The organism is Barnesiella viscericola DSM 18177, from assembly GCF_000512915.1.
Taxonomy (GTDB): domain Bacteria; phylum Bacteroidota; class Bacteroidia; order Bacteroidales; family Barnesiellaceae; genus Barnesiella; species Barnesiella viscericola.
This window is the reverse complement of the sequence record NZ_CP007034.1, coordinates 917,552-932,449: the sequence shown is the minus strand read 5'-3', so window position 1 is coordinate 932,449 and position 14,898 is coordinate 917,552. Positions and strand designations below refer to the sequence as shown.

At 39.3% G+C, this 14,898-nt stretch carries 9 protein-coding genes and 1 pseudogene; 9 read left to right on the top strand and 1 reads right to left on the bottom strand.

The window, feature by feature from the left end:
- The first annotated feature begins 22 nt into the window (after positions 1–22).
- From BARVI_RS03720 to BARVI_RS12890, 9 genes are all read left to right on the top strand, one after another.
- Positions 23–2,161 (top strand): DNA/RNA helicase domain-containing protein, encoded by a 2,139-nt coding sequence (locus BARVI_RS03720; protein WP_025277933.1) that lies wholly within the window; start codon positions 23–25, stop codon positions 2,159–2,161.
- A gap of 217 nt (positions 2,162–2,378) precedes the next feature.
- On the top strand, positions 2,379–3,542 hold the full coding sequence (locus BARVI_RS03715; protein ID WP_025277932.1) for an IS4 family transposase: 1,164 nt from the start codon (positions 2,379–2,381) through the stop codon (positions 3,540–3,542).
- A gap of 67 nt (positions 3,543–3,609) precedes the next feature.
- Positions 3,610–4,995, top strand: a complete 1,386-nt coding sequence (locus BARVI_RS13335; RefSeq protein ID WP_025277931.1) for an ATP-binding protein — start codon at positions 3,610–3,612, stop codon at positions 4,993–4,995.
- A 212-nt stretch (positions 4,996–5,207) separates the two neighbouring features.
- Positions 5,208–7,031: an AIPR family protein gene (locus BARVI_RS13330; protein WP_232214003.1), complete on the top strand. Its 1,824-nt coding sequence runs from the start codon at positions 5,208–5,210 to the stop codon at positions 7,029–7,031.
- 8 nt (positions 7,032–7,039) lie between these two features.
- Entirely contained in the window at positions 7,040–7,459 is a 420-nt protein-coding gene (locus tag BARVI_RS03700; protein WP_025277930.1) for a very short patch repair endonuclease, read from the top strand.
- Between the two features lie 943 nt (positions 7,460–8,402).
- Positions 8,403–9,419: a site-specific integrase gene (locus tag BARVI_RS03690; RefSeq protein WP_025277928.1), complete on the top strand. Its 1,017-nt coding sequence runs from the start codon at positions 8,403–8,405 to the stop codon at positions 9,417–9,419.
- A gap of 266 nt (positions 9,420–9,685) precedes the next feature.
- Complete coding sequence (locus BARVI_RS03685) at positions 9,686–11,704, top strand: ATP-binding protein (RefSeq protein WP_025277927.1); 2,019 nt, start codon at positions 9,686–9,688, stop codon at positions 11,702–11,704.
- 134 nt (positions 11,705–11,838) lie between these two features.
- Positions 11,839–12,957: a DUF262 domain-containing protein gene (locus BARVI_RS03680; RefSeq protein ID WP_025277926.1), complete on the top strand. Its 1,119-nt coding sequence runs from the start codon at positions 11,839–11,841 to the stop codon at positions 12,955–12,957.
- Positions 12,954–13,445, top strand: a complete 492-nt coding sequence (locus tag BARVI_RS12890; protein ID WP_051401077.1) for a HEPN domain-containing protein — start codon at positions 12,954–12,956, stop codon at positions 13,443–13,445. The genes BARVI_RS03680 and BARVI_RS12890 overlap by 4 nt, the downstream gene beginning before the upstream one ends.
- 114 nt (positions 13,446–13,559) lie before the next feature.
- On the opposite strand, the pseudogene BARVI_RS03670 reads toward BARVI_RS12890, so the two are convergent.
- Positions 13,560–14,780 (bottom strand): annotated as a pseudogene (locus tag BARVI_RS03670) (IS256 family transposase).
- Positions 14,781–14,898 lie beyond the last annotated feature (118 nt).

The window sequence follows — 14,898 nt, the reverse complement described above, 5'->3', positions numbered from 1 at the left end:
AACATATATCTTATACACTGATATGGCACGTTGTCTATATAATTCCACAATCCGCGAGTTCCTGCAGTTGTCCCCCGAGGCGCTGTTAGGACGTTTCGTGAACAATTACCACGGAGCTGCACTTACCACAACCAATGAAGCATGGGCCAACGAGATTCACATCATGCAGGAGGTTCTGCAACCGTGGATGGATGAAGATGGACAAGTGATTTTCGAGTACGACATACCACGGCTCGGGAAGCGAATCGATGTCGTTTTACTGCTTCGAGGACTGATTTTCTGCCTCGAGTTCAAGGTCGGAGAGCGGGACATGCTTCAATCCAATATAGAGCAGGTCCTGGATTATGCCCTTGACCTGAAAAACTTTCATTTGCTGAGCCAAAACAGGATCATTGTCCCGATTCTCGTGCCTACCAGATTCCGAACAAGTTCAAGCGAATTCATTCCCTCGGTATACGATGATTCCATATACAATCCTTTGGTGACTGGAGCCAACGGATTGCAAAAGCTCATTACAGATGTTCTGGCTCATGCCGGAGCAATAGCCCCGGATCCCAGTCTGGGAGCCGACTGGATTATTAGCCCTTATTCACCCACCCCAACCATCATTGAAGCGGCCAAGAAGCTCTATGAAAGCCACTCGGTAGAGGACATCACCCGCCACGAAGCCGACAAGGTATCGACCGATCGCACCATTGCGTATATTCTCAATGTGATCAAGACAAGTCGTGAGAAAGGAGAGAAGAGCATCTGCTTTGTAACCGGTGTACCCGGAGCGGGGAAGACCTTAGTCGGGCTAGATGTCGCCGTCAAACAGTCCTATCAGAATGGTGATAAATTGGTCGAGGACGAGGGTGCGGTCTACCTATCCGGCAACGGACCACTGGTCGCAGTGCTTACCGAGGCTTTGGCCATTGACAATCAGAAGAAATGCAAAGCTCGGGGCGAGAAAAAGAATATGTCAGACTCTCGGAGAGAGGTCGGTAAGTTCATACAAATGATTCACCGCTACCGCGACAACATGCTGGCCAAAATCAAGAACCCCGTCGAGAACGGAGAACTCGAGATTGACCCGCAGAAAGCGATGAAGCTAGCAAAATCCGGCTATGGAGAAGTAGAGCATGTGGCCATCTTTGATGAAGCCCAGCGTTCATGGACGCATAAAAGGCTTGCGGACTACCTCAAACGAGGCGGTACTTATGGAAACAAACTCAAGGTGCCGAACTTTCCCTACTCCGAGGCGGCATTCCTAATTTGGTCTTTGGATCAGCGGGAAGATTGGGCAACAATCGTATGTCTGGTCGGTGGCGGTCAGGAGATCAACACCGGAGAGGCCGGCATTTCAGAGTGGATCAAGGCTCTCAACGAGAAATTTACACATTGGCAAATCTATATCTCCGACAAACTGACCGAAGCGGAATATGCCGAAGGTCGGGTCAATGAACTATTGGCCGACAATAACAAGGTCACGTTCTCTCCAGAACTCCATCTGGGAGTTAGTCTGCGTTCGTTCAGAGCTGAAAATCTCTCTGCATTTGTACATTCTTTACTCTCTTTCAATCCGGATGCTTCTACATGGTACAACACAATAAAAGAGCGCTATCCGATTGTACTAACAAGAGATATGACCAAGGCAAGGGCCTGGCTGCGTAAGAACACCCGAGGTTCGCAACGATCAGGTGTGCTGGTCAGCAAGGCTGCGGCTCGGTTCAAACCATTAGCCGTCGATATTCTGGATCAAGGCGACGAAAATGCCGTACACTGGTTCTTGGAGGATAAAAACGACATCCGCTCATCTAATTTCCTCGAGGACGCTGCAACCGAGATTCAGGTTCAGGGTCTAGAGCTGGATTATACATGCGTCCTCTGGGATGCTGACTTGAGATGCGAAAACGGACAATGGCGATATTATAACTTCAATGGCCGAACAGCCTGGCGCGAAGAAGCTGGTAAAACCGAAGGCAGCCTTGAACGAAGGAAATACATGCTGAATGCCTACCGCGTCCTCCTGACACGTGCCCGTATCGGCATGGTCATTTGCGTTCCAGAAGGCAATCCTAATAAAACCATCGGCGGTTTCCCGGAAGATGCGACCCGACTACCTGAGTTTTATAACGGCACCTACGAATACCTCAAGTCAATAGGACTAGAGGAAATATAATTTGTGATGAATAACATAGGATTCTTCGTACAGGAGAGGAAAATCTTCTCCCCTTTTACTTTTTTATAACACAATATTTTATATCTTTGCTTCACTACTGTCCCGTAAAAGTGGATAAATAGTTCTTTGAAATTATTGAAATATAGTCAATTACACGGTCTTTTGAAATGAAACGGACTTGATTTTGCAACTTTGCAGTCTAATACAAATGGCTGCTATGTTCCAAGACAAATACGTATTCTCTCAATTAACCGCTTTTCTGAACAGGACTCAGTTCAACAACTATGTTCGCAAGTATGATGGCAACAGATATGTGAAACATTTCACTTGCTGGAATCAGATGCTCGCGATGATGTTTGGACAACTGAGTAACCGTGAGAGCCTGCGAGACTTAATCGTTGCTTTCGAGGCGCATAGGGCCAAGCAATATCATCTTGGTTTAGGACGTGAACCGATAGCCAAGACAACTCTTGCGACAGCGAACCAGAACCGTGATTACAGAATCTTCGAAGATTTTGCATTCTATATGATGAAGGAAGCCTGCGAGAAGCGGACGACCAACATCCTTGACATTTCCGGAAAGAAATATGCGTTTGATTCAACAACGATTCCGTTGTGTCTTGCAACATTCCCATGGGCAAAGTTCCGAAGCAAGAAAGGAGGGGTGAAAGCTCATGTCTTATACGACATTGAAGCACAAGTTCCTGCCTTCTATACTGTAACCACTGCATCAAAGCACGATTCCACAGCAATGTCTTCAATCCATTATGAACCAAATACTTATTATATATTCGACAGGGCTTATGACTCCTTTAAAGAACTCTATAGGATACATCTTACAGACTCTTTCTTTGTTGTCAGAGCCAAGACGAACTTAAAGTATAAGACAGTCAAATGGAAGCGAAGAATGCCAAAGAACATAATGACAGATGCGGAAGTGAAACTGACCGGATATCTCTCCGAGAAAAAATATCCTGACTCATTCAGACTCGTCCGATATTACGACGAAGAGGATGACCGTGAGTTCACTTTCTTGACGAATGCAAAACAACTTTCTGCACTGGATGTCGCCAATCTTTATAAGAAAAGATGGTTAATCGAGCTGTTCTTCAAATGGCTCAAGCAGCATCTCAAGATAAAGAAATTCTGGGGCACAACAGAGAACGCTGTTCGCATACAAATCAGTGTGGCTATTATCACGTACTGTCTTGTGGCTATTGTCCAACATGATATGAAGTTGAAACGTTCAACCTATGAAGTTTTGCAAATTCTCAGTATATCATTGACTGACAAAACCCACTTGCGTGACCTGTTCGACAAGACTAATTTCAATGATGTCAAAGATCTAAATGATCCCCTGATTCCGGGGCTTTTTGATTAATTGTTTAACTCGTCCCATTTTAACGGGACACTAATGTCTTTGAATATAAAATTAAACAATCTACGAAATGAATATCAAAAACATATCAAAGGAAGAAGCTGATAAGCTAATAGAAAAAGAAGAAAGTCATTTCTTTGACCAAAAAGCGAAAGAAATATCCGGTGATAAGGTCCAAAAAATTTCGGTTGCTTTTGCAAATACCGATGGAGGTGAATTCTGTATAGGAATTAAAGATAAAAAAGATGAACCTATAACAGAAAACAGATGGGACGGTTTTGATACAATGGAAGAATATAATGCTATATTGTCTAATTTTTTATCTATTTCTCCTTGTTTAGAATACAAATGTTGTTTCTTAAAATGTGATTCATACAAAGGCTATCTTCTTGATATAAAAATAGATAAAAGCTTATCAGTTCATCAAACATCTGCAAAAAAAATATATATACGTCAAGGTGCTCAATCTATACCATTACAAAATCTGGAACAAATTGATAATTTAAGATATGCCAAAGGTACTACTTCCTATGAAAACGAACTTGTTCCGCATGTAAAACCAGAAGCTATTTATGAGAGCGAAATATTAAAATCCTTCTTAAAAAATTTATCTCCACAAACCGATAACTTAGAGTTCTGTTTTAGTGAAAATTTAATTGATGAAAATAAATGTATTCCAACTGTTGCTGGTTTATTATTATTCTCTACTAATCCTTCTTCTATTCTTCCGCGAAAATGTGCTGTAAAAATAGCTAGGTACGAGACAAAAGATGATGATCCAGATAGGGATAATCTAAAATATACTATAACATTGGAAGGTCCCTTATATAATTTAATTAAAGATACATGTGATAAAATTAGTGAAATAATGTCTCAAATTAAAGTTTGGGGGACAAACGGGAAATTGAAAACAATGGAATACCCTCAAGAAACAATTTGGGAAATTGTTACTAATGCGTTAATTCATCGAGATTATTCTATTTCTGATGATATTAGAGTATTAATTTATGATAATCGCATTGAGGTTATCAGTCCAGGGAAATTACCTGCAAATATCACACCTGATAATATTTTGGAGAGACGTTACGCTAGGAATGCGAAAATAGTAAGAATTTTAAATAAATATAAAGACGCACCCAATAAAGACATAGGAGAAGGCCTAAATACAGCATTTCAGAAGATGAAAGAATGGAAACTACAAAGTCCTCGAATCATAGAAGAAAATGATTGCGTATGCGTTATCATACCTCATATACCATTAGCAAATGCATCAGATTTAATATTGCAATTTTTAAAAAATAATAACGAAATAACCAATAAACAAGCAAGAGACATAACAGGAATAAAGTCTGAAAACCAAGTCAAAAATGAGTTTTATAAATTGAGAGAAGGCGGGTATATAGAAAGGGTACCTGAAAAAAGAGGGGCTGCCTCCGCATGGAGATTAATAAAATAACTATTATTCTATATTGAAGGAAACGTGGATGCAAATGAATTTGCAGAATCTTCCGAAATCTTTGAATTCGCCAATACGCTGGCCAATTATGCCGAATTGCGCGAAAATCTGATTCGCGTAAATGCCTTCATCCTGACAAACGGCACATACAAGGGCGAACGCCGGCCAGCCAGGTCATCTGCGGATACAACATCTACTACAAGGTTATAGACGTGGAGTATCTTTACAAGATTTCCGAACAGGCCGGAGTTCCCATAGAACTGGATTTTGAGAATCTTGACGGACACAAATATGAAATTCCATGTCTTGCCGCCAATTTAAGCAATCCCGATTACGAAGCATATGTTGCCATTATATCAGGAGAATGTCTGGCAAAACTTTATGAATGCTATGGATCCCGTCTGTTGGAACAGAATGTGCGTTCATTCCTTCAGTTCACGGGAAAGATTAACAAGGGCATACGGGAAACCATCAAGAGTGAGCCTCACATGTTCTTGGCATACAACAACGGTATTGCTGCAACAGCCGATCACATCGAACTGGATGAGACAAAGCATTTCATAAGACATATCAGCAACCTCCAGATTGTAAATGGAGGTCAGACTACGGCCTCCATCTACAATACGGCCAAAAAGGATAAAGTCGACATTTCAGATATTCTTGTTCAGGTGAAGCTGTCAGTCATCAAGGACAAAGATCAATATGCGGAAATAGTTTCACGCATATCACGCTATGCCAATACCCAGAACAAGGTCAATGATGCCGACTTCTCGGCCAATAATCCGGCTCTTGTAGAAATCGAGCGAATCTCAAGATACATATTTGCACCCGCGACTCCGACCAACAATCTGCAGACAGCATGGTTCTTTGAACGAGCTCGTGGACAATACAAGACCTTGCGGGCCAAGGAAGGATTCACGAAATCACGGCAAAAGGCCTTTGATCTGAAATACCCAAAGAAGCAGGTCGTTACGAAAGTGGAACTTGCCAAATATGTTAATGCCTGGCAAGAAACATACTATGGCCGGAGTTTGGCTATCGGACCTCACATCGTGGTGCGAGGAAATGAAAAGAACTATGCTCGTTTCATAAACTACAATCTCCCAGACATCAAACATATCGACGTTGCCTGGTTTGAGGACACGATTGCCAAAGCCATTCTTTTCAAGGCTGCCGACAAACGATACGGGACCAAACTCACGGGAGATCATATCGGTGAATTGAAACAGGTTGTCGTTCCGTATACATTGTCTCTTCTGAATATCATTACCGAGGGCCGACTGGATTTGTATCGAATCTGGAAAAACCAGTCGATATCGTCAGCCCTGTCGGATTTCATATACGATCTGATGAAGCAGGTCAACGAATTTATTCTCAAAGAATCTCCCGTCTCGCACTATATCGAATGGGCCAAAAAGGAAGAGTGCTGGTTAAAAGTCCGCTCAAATGAATGGGCTTACAATCTCGATGAGATTCGTCAGGATTTTATTGATGAGAAGAATCCTCCCAAACGCAACCACAAAAGCGATGTTGGCAACGAAGAGTCGGACAGACGGCACAAGGAGGGTATCATACGGGCAATCCCGTTCTCTCTTTGGAAAAAGATAGAGACGTGGGGGCGCGACACGGGGATGTTGCAGCCGACCCTGGCCTCCCTGGCCAGCGATATCGCATATAAAATCAAGAACAACCGAAAGCTGAACGACAGCGACATCTCCAGAGGATATCTTATTTACGAGAATGTCTGGCAACACAATCCGGAACTTCTTGAGGAAGCCGACAGTCTGGCCGAGCAGGATCGTGCAAAAGCAGCCGAGACTTCCGATACCATGTCTCCGGTAAACGGTCAAGACGAGATTACCTTGGAACTGATACAGGCCATGGTGGAATGGGACAAACGTCGACGAATTCTTGAAGGCTGGAAATGGAAAGCCATGAAGGATGTCACCGATGGGATTAAGCCACTGACAGACAGAATGAAATATGCCTTCTACTTCAACCTGCAAAAGCTTAAGAAGGCTGGATTCCCCAATTGACGAGAGCCATGGATATCTGGAGCAGCGAAAAAAGATCGGAGGTCATGTCCCGAATCAGGAACAAGGGTACGAAGCCGGAAGTTACGCTTCGCAAGGCCCTTTTTGCCCGCGGATTTCGCTATCGTGTTAATGTCAAGACTCTTCCCAGAAAACCGGACATCGTTCTGCCTCGATACAAGACGGTCATTTTCGTTCATGGATGTTTCTGGCACGGACATCCCGGCTGCAAATATGCTTACACCCCCAAGAGCAATACGGAATTTTGGGTTAACAAGATATCAGGCAACCAGGAACGGGATGCAGTTGTAAAACGCGAGCTTGAAGAATCTGGTTGGAGGGTAATCATCGTTTGGGAATGCGAGATCAGACACGGAAAGGATTTTGCAGGCTTAATAGACCGGATATCAGTGGATGTCCTTACACAATAGCGCTTGGAGAAATTTTATTAAGAATATTTTATCAGGTAATGTGAAGAAGAGAACCTAGACGATAAGAGTCGTCCAGGTTCTTCAAAATTTATTTCCTATGCTTGGTTGGGCCAACTTTGACCTTTTCAATAACAGTTGTGCTCGGATGCGTTTTAGCATAGGAGATGGGAACAAATTGTCCTGTTTTAGCACTTCTGCCTTTGTCTATTGTTTTTGACATAGTTGAGACGTTTTGTGGTTAATATTATACGGTGACCTCCCGATTCCGCTACGGTGCACTTAGGTGTTACATACCAATTCCCTTTGCCTACCTTGTGTGCGACTCAGGACAGCAATAGAAACATCCATCTACGTTATAGTAGTGTTTCTTTGCTTCTCTTATCGCCTCACTACTATTTGAGAATATTCCCAAGAAGAGTCGATTTTCCTCCGAAGGCAAATACCGACAACCTAACTTATGCACTTCATGCTCTCCCGTAGGTTGGGCAACTTTGTTCACATAGTAGAAATTATTCATATTTGAAATGTCAACTCTCTGGTCCTTTGGCCAGGGTCTTAATTTCGAGTTGACAATGCAAAGCTACGATGTTTTTTCGATTTACACAAGTGTTTGCGTTCAAAAAACACGGAAAATGTGTTTTTGATATTTGTATTTTTGTTTGAGTTGTGTTTTTGCGTGCATAATATGGCGTATGCCTCTCTCGTTTGCGCCTTAAATTTACCAGATTTACAAAGTAAAGATATAGAATGAAAACAAGAGCTAAACAAGTGCAAATAAATACGCTAATTTACAGTGCTTTATATAGTGTTTAATATTTTCTATTGTTTTCATTCTTTTCAGTTGATTGGTTCTTTTTCGGTACATTTTTGTTTCTTGTTTGTTTCTTGATTCGCGGGATTCTTTCTAACTTTACGGCAGAATAACAAGAATAAGGGAGAATCCATGCCGCGCATAAAAAAACCTTCGAAAATCAAAGAACCTGTTCGTTTGCGGATGAAAGAACTGGCCAACGGAAACAAAAGCCTGTATCTGGATATTTACCGCAACGGCAAACGGTCGTATGAGTATTTGAAGCTCTATATTATCCCCGAAATCGACCATAATGCCCGTAGACAGAATCAAGCGACAATGGCTGCCGCCAATGCTCTCAAGTCGAAGCGCATTATCCAACTTACCAATGGTGAAGCCGGAATCGAACACAGGGAAAAGGTTTTTCTTTTGGACTGGATGGAGACCTACAAGGAGAATCAGGCGAAGAGGGGAAAGAAAGACGGCAATCAAATCAATGTTACGATCCGTATCCTGAAGGATTTTGCGGGAGATCGGGTAATGATGGATCAGATCGACAAGACCTTTTGCCAGAACTATCTCGACTATCTGCTGACGGAATACCGCCCCAAAGGAAAACGGGTGTCTAACTTTACGCTTCACACTTATTACCGTATTCTGAACGGAGCTTTGAATGCCGCCGTTCGTGCTGATATTATCAAGTCCAACCCATTTACGAAGATTAATAACTCGGATAAAATACGTTTGCCGGAGAGTAAGCGCTCGTATATGACCATTGAGGAGGTTCGGGCATTGATTGCTACTCCGATGAAGAATGAGGCCGTAAAACAGGCTTATTTGTTCTCCTGCTTTTGTGGATTGCGAATAAGCGACATTATCGGTTTGAGATGGAAAGATGTGTTTGTCGATAGGGGGCAGTATCGTTTGGCGGTCTCCATGCAGAAAACCAAAGAGCCGATTTATCTGCCGCTTTCACCGGAAGCGTTAAAGTGGATGCCGGAGCGTGGAGACAAGATGGCAGAAGACCACGTCTTCGACTTGCCGAGCCCAACGATGATAAACCTGCTGCTCAAACCGTGGGCAAGAGCGGCAGGCATAGACAAGCGTTTCTCATTCCATTTGAGTAGGCATAACAGTTTCCATTTCTCTCTGAAAACAAGCAGTTTATGAAATTGAGAATCTTGACAGGTAACGATCTGGAAACGAGCAAAGTTCCCTTATCTGTTTTATTCTGCATTATTGAAAAGAACACTTAATTCTGATACAAAGGTAGTGATTTATTCAATAATATAATAACCGGAAAAGGATTTTGATGTGTTTTCTAATATTAAAACCTTAAATTCATTCTATCAGATAAAAAATCCAATACAATCCATCTGAAATGAGACTTATTCGCTATATTTGTAATAAACTAGGGAATGTAATATCAATTTGAGATGAGTAAGATTAATATTGATAGAATCATCAAGGATATTAAGTCTAAAACGACAAGTTTAACGCCTGTCATTGAAGCTGTGTGTAATTCTATTGATGCCATCGGTACTGAAAGAACCGATGGTGTTATTGATATTATAGTAAAGCGAACTGGTCAGCGGTCTTTAAATTTAGACAATACTAATACTCTGTCTGACATTGTATCGATAGATATAATAGACAATGGTATCGGTTTTACAGAGGAAAACAAAGACTCTTTTGATACTTATAGAAGTGGCTTTAAGATGTCTAAAGGCGGTAAAGGGTTTGGTCGATTTATGTATCTAAAATACTTTAATAATGTTTCTATTGAAAGTGTTTTTTGCGAGGATGGTAAATATAAACAACGAAGTTTTACGTTCGGACATGCAGATGAAATAATAGAAAATGAACAAATAATAGATATTGAATCCACCCCTGACCTGCATACAGGTACAGTTTTGCACCTTTCTTCTATCAAGTCTTTTGATTTGGACAAAGGACTTGAAGTTATTGCCAGAAAGCTTGTAGAGCGTTTGCTGGTATTCTTTGTTACTGGGGGGAAGTATACTCCCAAAATTACAATTAAAGAAGAGGATGAATCTAATTCAATAGTCTTAAACGATTATATTGGAGAAAATTCCGATATTCAACAGATTGGCAAAGAAGAAAAGTTTACGATAAAAGGTCGTGATAATGAATGGAATTTTGTAGTAAAGATTTATAAAATATACTATTCCGCAATAACAAATAAAATCTGTCTAACAGCAAATTATAGAGAGGTTACAGAGTCGGCATTGCATAACTATGTACCTGAGTTTAAAGAAACAATGTTCGAGATAACAGCAAATGGGACTCAGAAGAACTATATGATAAAAGCGTATGTTCAAGGTAAATATCTTGATGACAATGTAACAACAGAAAGAGATGGTTTCAACTTCGGTAAAGAAGATGATATATATTCAGATTTATCTGAAAAGCAGATAATGAAAGCCACTTCATCTATTATTAAAAATTATTTTTCTGATGATATAGAAAAACGATATAATGATAAGAAGCAAAAAGTCGAACATTATGTATATAATACAGCACCTTGGAATAAGACTTTATTAAAGGATGTAGATATGGAATCTATTCCAATAGGTATTTCAGATTTTGATTTGGAAATGCGTTTCCAGAAGATAAAGTTTGACAAAGAACAAAATGCAAGGATTGCATTAAAGGAGTTGCAGGACAAATACTCTGATGCTGAAGATGAAAGTGATATATCTTTTGAGGATGAAGTAAATGATATTTTAAAGAATGTGACAGAAACAGCAAAAAACGATTTAGCTCATTATGTATGTCAGAGACGTAGAATCATTGAATTATTCGATGATTTACGTAAAAGGATTGATGGAGGAAAATCTCACAAAGAGAGTGAAATGCATAATTTAATATTTCCTATGATAAAGGATGATAGGGAGATTGAATATGAAGAACATAATTTATGGTTACTTGATGAAAGATTTAATTTCACTCAATATATAGCATCAGATAAAGTGATTTCTAGTTCTGACCACAAGGAGCCAGATCTTGCTATATTTTATGAAAGTGGTTTGTTTTATCGAAATGGAGATAACACTATCACATCCCCTATCGCTATTGTTGAATTCAAACGTCCTAAACGAACGAATTATTCAGATGAGGAAAATCCAATAAATCAGGCATTACGCTATGCAGGTAAAATCCTGGCAGGAAAATATGAGATGCCTGAAGGATTAGAAGAGATTATTGTAGATAAAAACGTAACTCCTGTTTACATATATATTGTATGTGATATCGTACCTAAGATTGAGGAGTTTGCTGATTTATCAGGACTTTCTATAAGTCCAGATAAACAAGGGTACTTTGGCTATAATCCTAAGTATAATGCATATATTGAAATTAAAAGCTTTAAAAAAGTAATTGATGATGCAAAAATGCGAAATCAAATATTTTTTAAGAAATTAGGACTATGTTAAATATTGTTGCCTTCCAATATGTGGTGCAGCTTTACCTGTTATGCAATAAAATAAACATTAATTTAACATAAAGCCAATTTCGTATTAGATTTAGAGCGTACAAATTAAGTATAGAAAATTTAATTATCATAGCTATGAGTGAACATATAGATTTTATTTCAGAAGAGCAAAATGAAGAGTTCTCTAATGATGACCTGTTTAATATTACCTCATGGGGCGCAGATCCTTCTGTTAGAGAATTAATCCAACAATATAAAGAAGGTGATATTGAAAAACCTGAGTTGCAGAGAAAATATGTATGGAAGAAAAAAGATGCTAGCCGTTTTATAGAATCGCTACTTCTTGGACTTCCTGTTCCTAGTATATTTTTAGCAAACATTGAACAATCTGGGAAACGCCTTATTATTGATGGTTATCAACGAATACGTACATTATACGACTATATTGAAGACGGTATATGGCATGGTGACGATTCTGATTTTAAATTAATTAATTCAGAACTTATAAACGAACGTTGGAGAGGAAAAGCCTTTAAAGAGCTAACTGAAATAGATAAAAGAAGACTGAAAAACTACACTATTCATGCAATTGTTTTTGAACAAAAACATCCATCTGATGATTCTGGGCTCTTTCAAGTTTTTGAAAGAATTAATACTAGTGGTACCACATTAAATAATCAAGAAATTCGTAATTGCGTATATCAAGGTAATATGAATACCCTTTTATTTAAAGTAAATAAGTATCAACAATGGCGTTATTTGTATGGAGAACAAGAAGAAGATCCAAGGATGATGGATTTAGAATTAATCCTTAGATATTACGCATTAAATTCTGTAGAAATATATAATTCTGACAAAAAGAAAATAAGTTTAAAGCAGACTCTAAATAAATATATGCAATCAAATATTAATGCCTCTACAGATTTTATTGCTGAAAAAGAAAGTGAATTTTATTCTGTTATAGATTTTATCTATACAAATATGGGAGAAGAAGCATTTTTTAATCTACAAAATGATCTCTCTAAAATAAGACGTAGACTATACCCTACAGTTTTTGATTCTATAATGATTGCAACTTCAATAGCATTAAAAAAAGGATGCATTGATGTAGTAAAAAATTTACCAGAGAAACGCCTTGCATTATTAAGAGATGCGACATATAGGGAAAGTATATCTCAAGGTACTATGAAAATAGATAATATCCGAACACGCATCTCTTGCGCACTCCATTTTTTATATGGTATAAAACTATGATTAATAATATTAATGCCAAGGCTGCTATCGATGACTGTAATGCCGAGCTAGACCGTATTACAGGTATTATAAATGGGGTTGGGAGTACTAGCCCACTCTCTGGATATCTGACCAAATATTCTTTGATCCGCATATGTGGAACTCTTGAAGTCTGTTATAAAACAATTATTGCAGATTATTATGAAAATGCGGCACCGCAACTGGGACAATTTATAGGATATCATTTAAGAGATGCATCAATGAATCCTACTTATGAAAACATATGTCAAGCATTAAAACGTTTTGATGATAACAAAAATCAAAATTTCAAGTCAGCAATAACAACTTTACCAAACAGTGAAAGTTTAAAAGAAGCATTTTCTGTATTAAATAGAGAAAGAAATAATGTTGCTCATGGGACTAATTCCACACTATCATTTAATGATATGAAGGATCGTTTTTCTGAGGCTATTCAAATCATTGAAATCTTAGATACAATTATGGTGTAAATATAGAACAAAACTCTATATTTACACCATAACCATATCATATGCTTGTTATTTCACTGGACACTGTCCAAAATTTTGTGTAAATGGAAACAGGATTCAGCTGTAAGTTTATTCTTATATCTGGATTCTGTTTTCAAAAATAAGCATAAATTGGTTCATAATCAAGCCCCAGTTATGAATAGGCTGTGTCCATTTCTTCTCAATCTCCATAAGTGAAAGATACACGGTCTTTTTTACGGCATCGTCCGAAGGGAATGAGAGCTTTGATTTTGTGTACTTTCTGATTTTCCCGTTCAGATTTTCAATGAGATTTGTAGTATAGATTATTTTTCTGATTTCCAGCGGGAACTGGAAGAAAACTGTCAAATCATCCCAGTTGTTTCTCCATGAAAGTATGGCGTATGGATACTTTCCTCCCCATTTCTTTTCCAGATTGTCAAGTTCTGTGGCCGCAACCTCTTTGTTGGGTGCATTATAGATATTCTTCATATCCGCCGTAAACTCTTTCTTGTCCTTGTCAACGACATATTTACAGGAGTTTCTGATCTGATGCACCACACAGATTTGAGTAGATGACTGAGGGAATACGGTGCGGATGGTATCTGTAAATCCATTCAGGTTGTCGGTACAGGTAATCAGTATATCCTGTACTCCACGTGCCTTTAAATCGGTCAGAACACCCATCCAGAAAGAAGAGCTTTCCGATTTGCCGACCCACATGCCAAGGACTTCCTTCAGGCCGTTCTGTTTTAGTCCGACGCAAAGGTAAACGGTCTTGTTTATGATCTTGCCGTTATCCCGTACTTTGAAAACAATACCGTCCATCCAGGCTATCAGATAAACAGGATCCAAAGGGCGGTTCTACCATTCCTGGGCGGCCTGGTTTACCTTGTTGGTAATGATGGAAATGGCTGATGTAGAGAGCTCTATCTCATAAATCTCACGCATTTCTTCTTCTATATCAGAAACACTCATTCCTTTGGCGTATAGGGAGATAACAAGCTTTTCTATAGAAAGTCCACGACTCTCATGTTTGGGTACGGCTATTGGCTCAAATTGACCGTTACGATCACGGGGTATAGAGATGACTGCTTCTCCATGTTCGGTCTGAATTTTCTTTGGATAGCTGCCATTACGTGAATTACCGCTGTTATTACCGGCTACAGAATTCTTTTCATAGCCCAAATGGGCATCCATTTCACCTTCAAGCATCTTTTCCAATACCTGGGCATGCAATTGCTTCAGGAACTTGCTTACATCGGCTTCTGTTTTGAACTGGCTAAGGAACTCTTTGCTTAACACCTCATCAGGCACTACTTGATTTTTTTCTTTCATAATCTTTTTCATTTTGCAAATGTATACAATAAAAAATACGAGACTCATTTCTGAATCCCGTATTTCCATTTACACAAAATATTTTATAGTGCCTTTCACTGATATTCGTAAAAGAGTT

Coding starts and splice junctions, on each gene's coding strand:
- BARVI_RS03690 (WP_025277928.1), top strand. CDS start 8,403: ATGCCGCGCATAAAAAAACCTTCGAAAATCAAAGAACCTGTTCGTTTG.
- BARVI_RS12890 (WP_051401077.1), top strand. CDS start 12,954: ATGATTAATAATATTAATGCCAAGGCTGCTATCGATGACTGTAATGCC.
- BARVI_RS03680 (WP_025277926.1), top strand. CDS start 11,839: ATGAGTGAACATATAGATTTTATTTCAGAAGAGCAAAATGAAGAGTTC.
- BARVI_RS03700 (WP_025277930.1), top strand. CDS start 7,040: ATGGATATCTGGAGCAGCGAAAAAAGATCGGAGGTCATGTCCCGAATC.
- BARVI_RS03685 (WP_025277927.1), top strand. CDS start 9,686: ATGAGTAAGATTAATATTGATAGAATCATCAAGGATATTAAGTCTAAA.
- BARVI_RS03715 (WP_025277932.1), top strand. CDS start 2,379: ATGTTCCAAGACAAATACGTATTCTCTCAATTAACCGCTTTTCTGAAC.
- BARVI_RS03720 (WP_025277933.1), top strand. CDS start 23: ATGGCACGTTGTCTATATAATTCCACAATCCGCGAGTTCCTGCAGTTG.
- BARVI_RS13335 (WP_025277931.1), top strand. CDS start 3,610: ATGAATATCAAAAACATATCAAAGGAAGAAGCTGATAAGCTAATAGAA.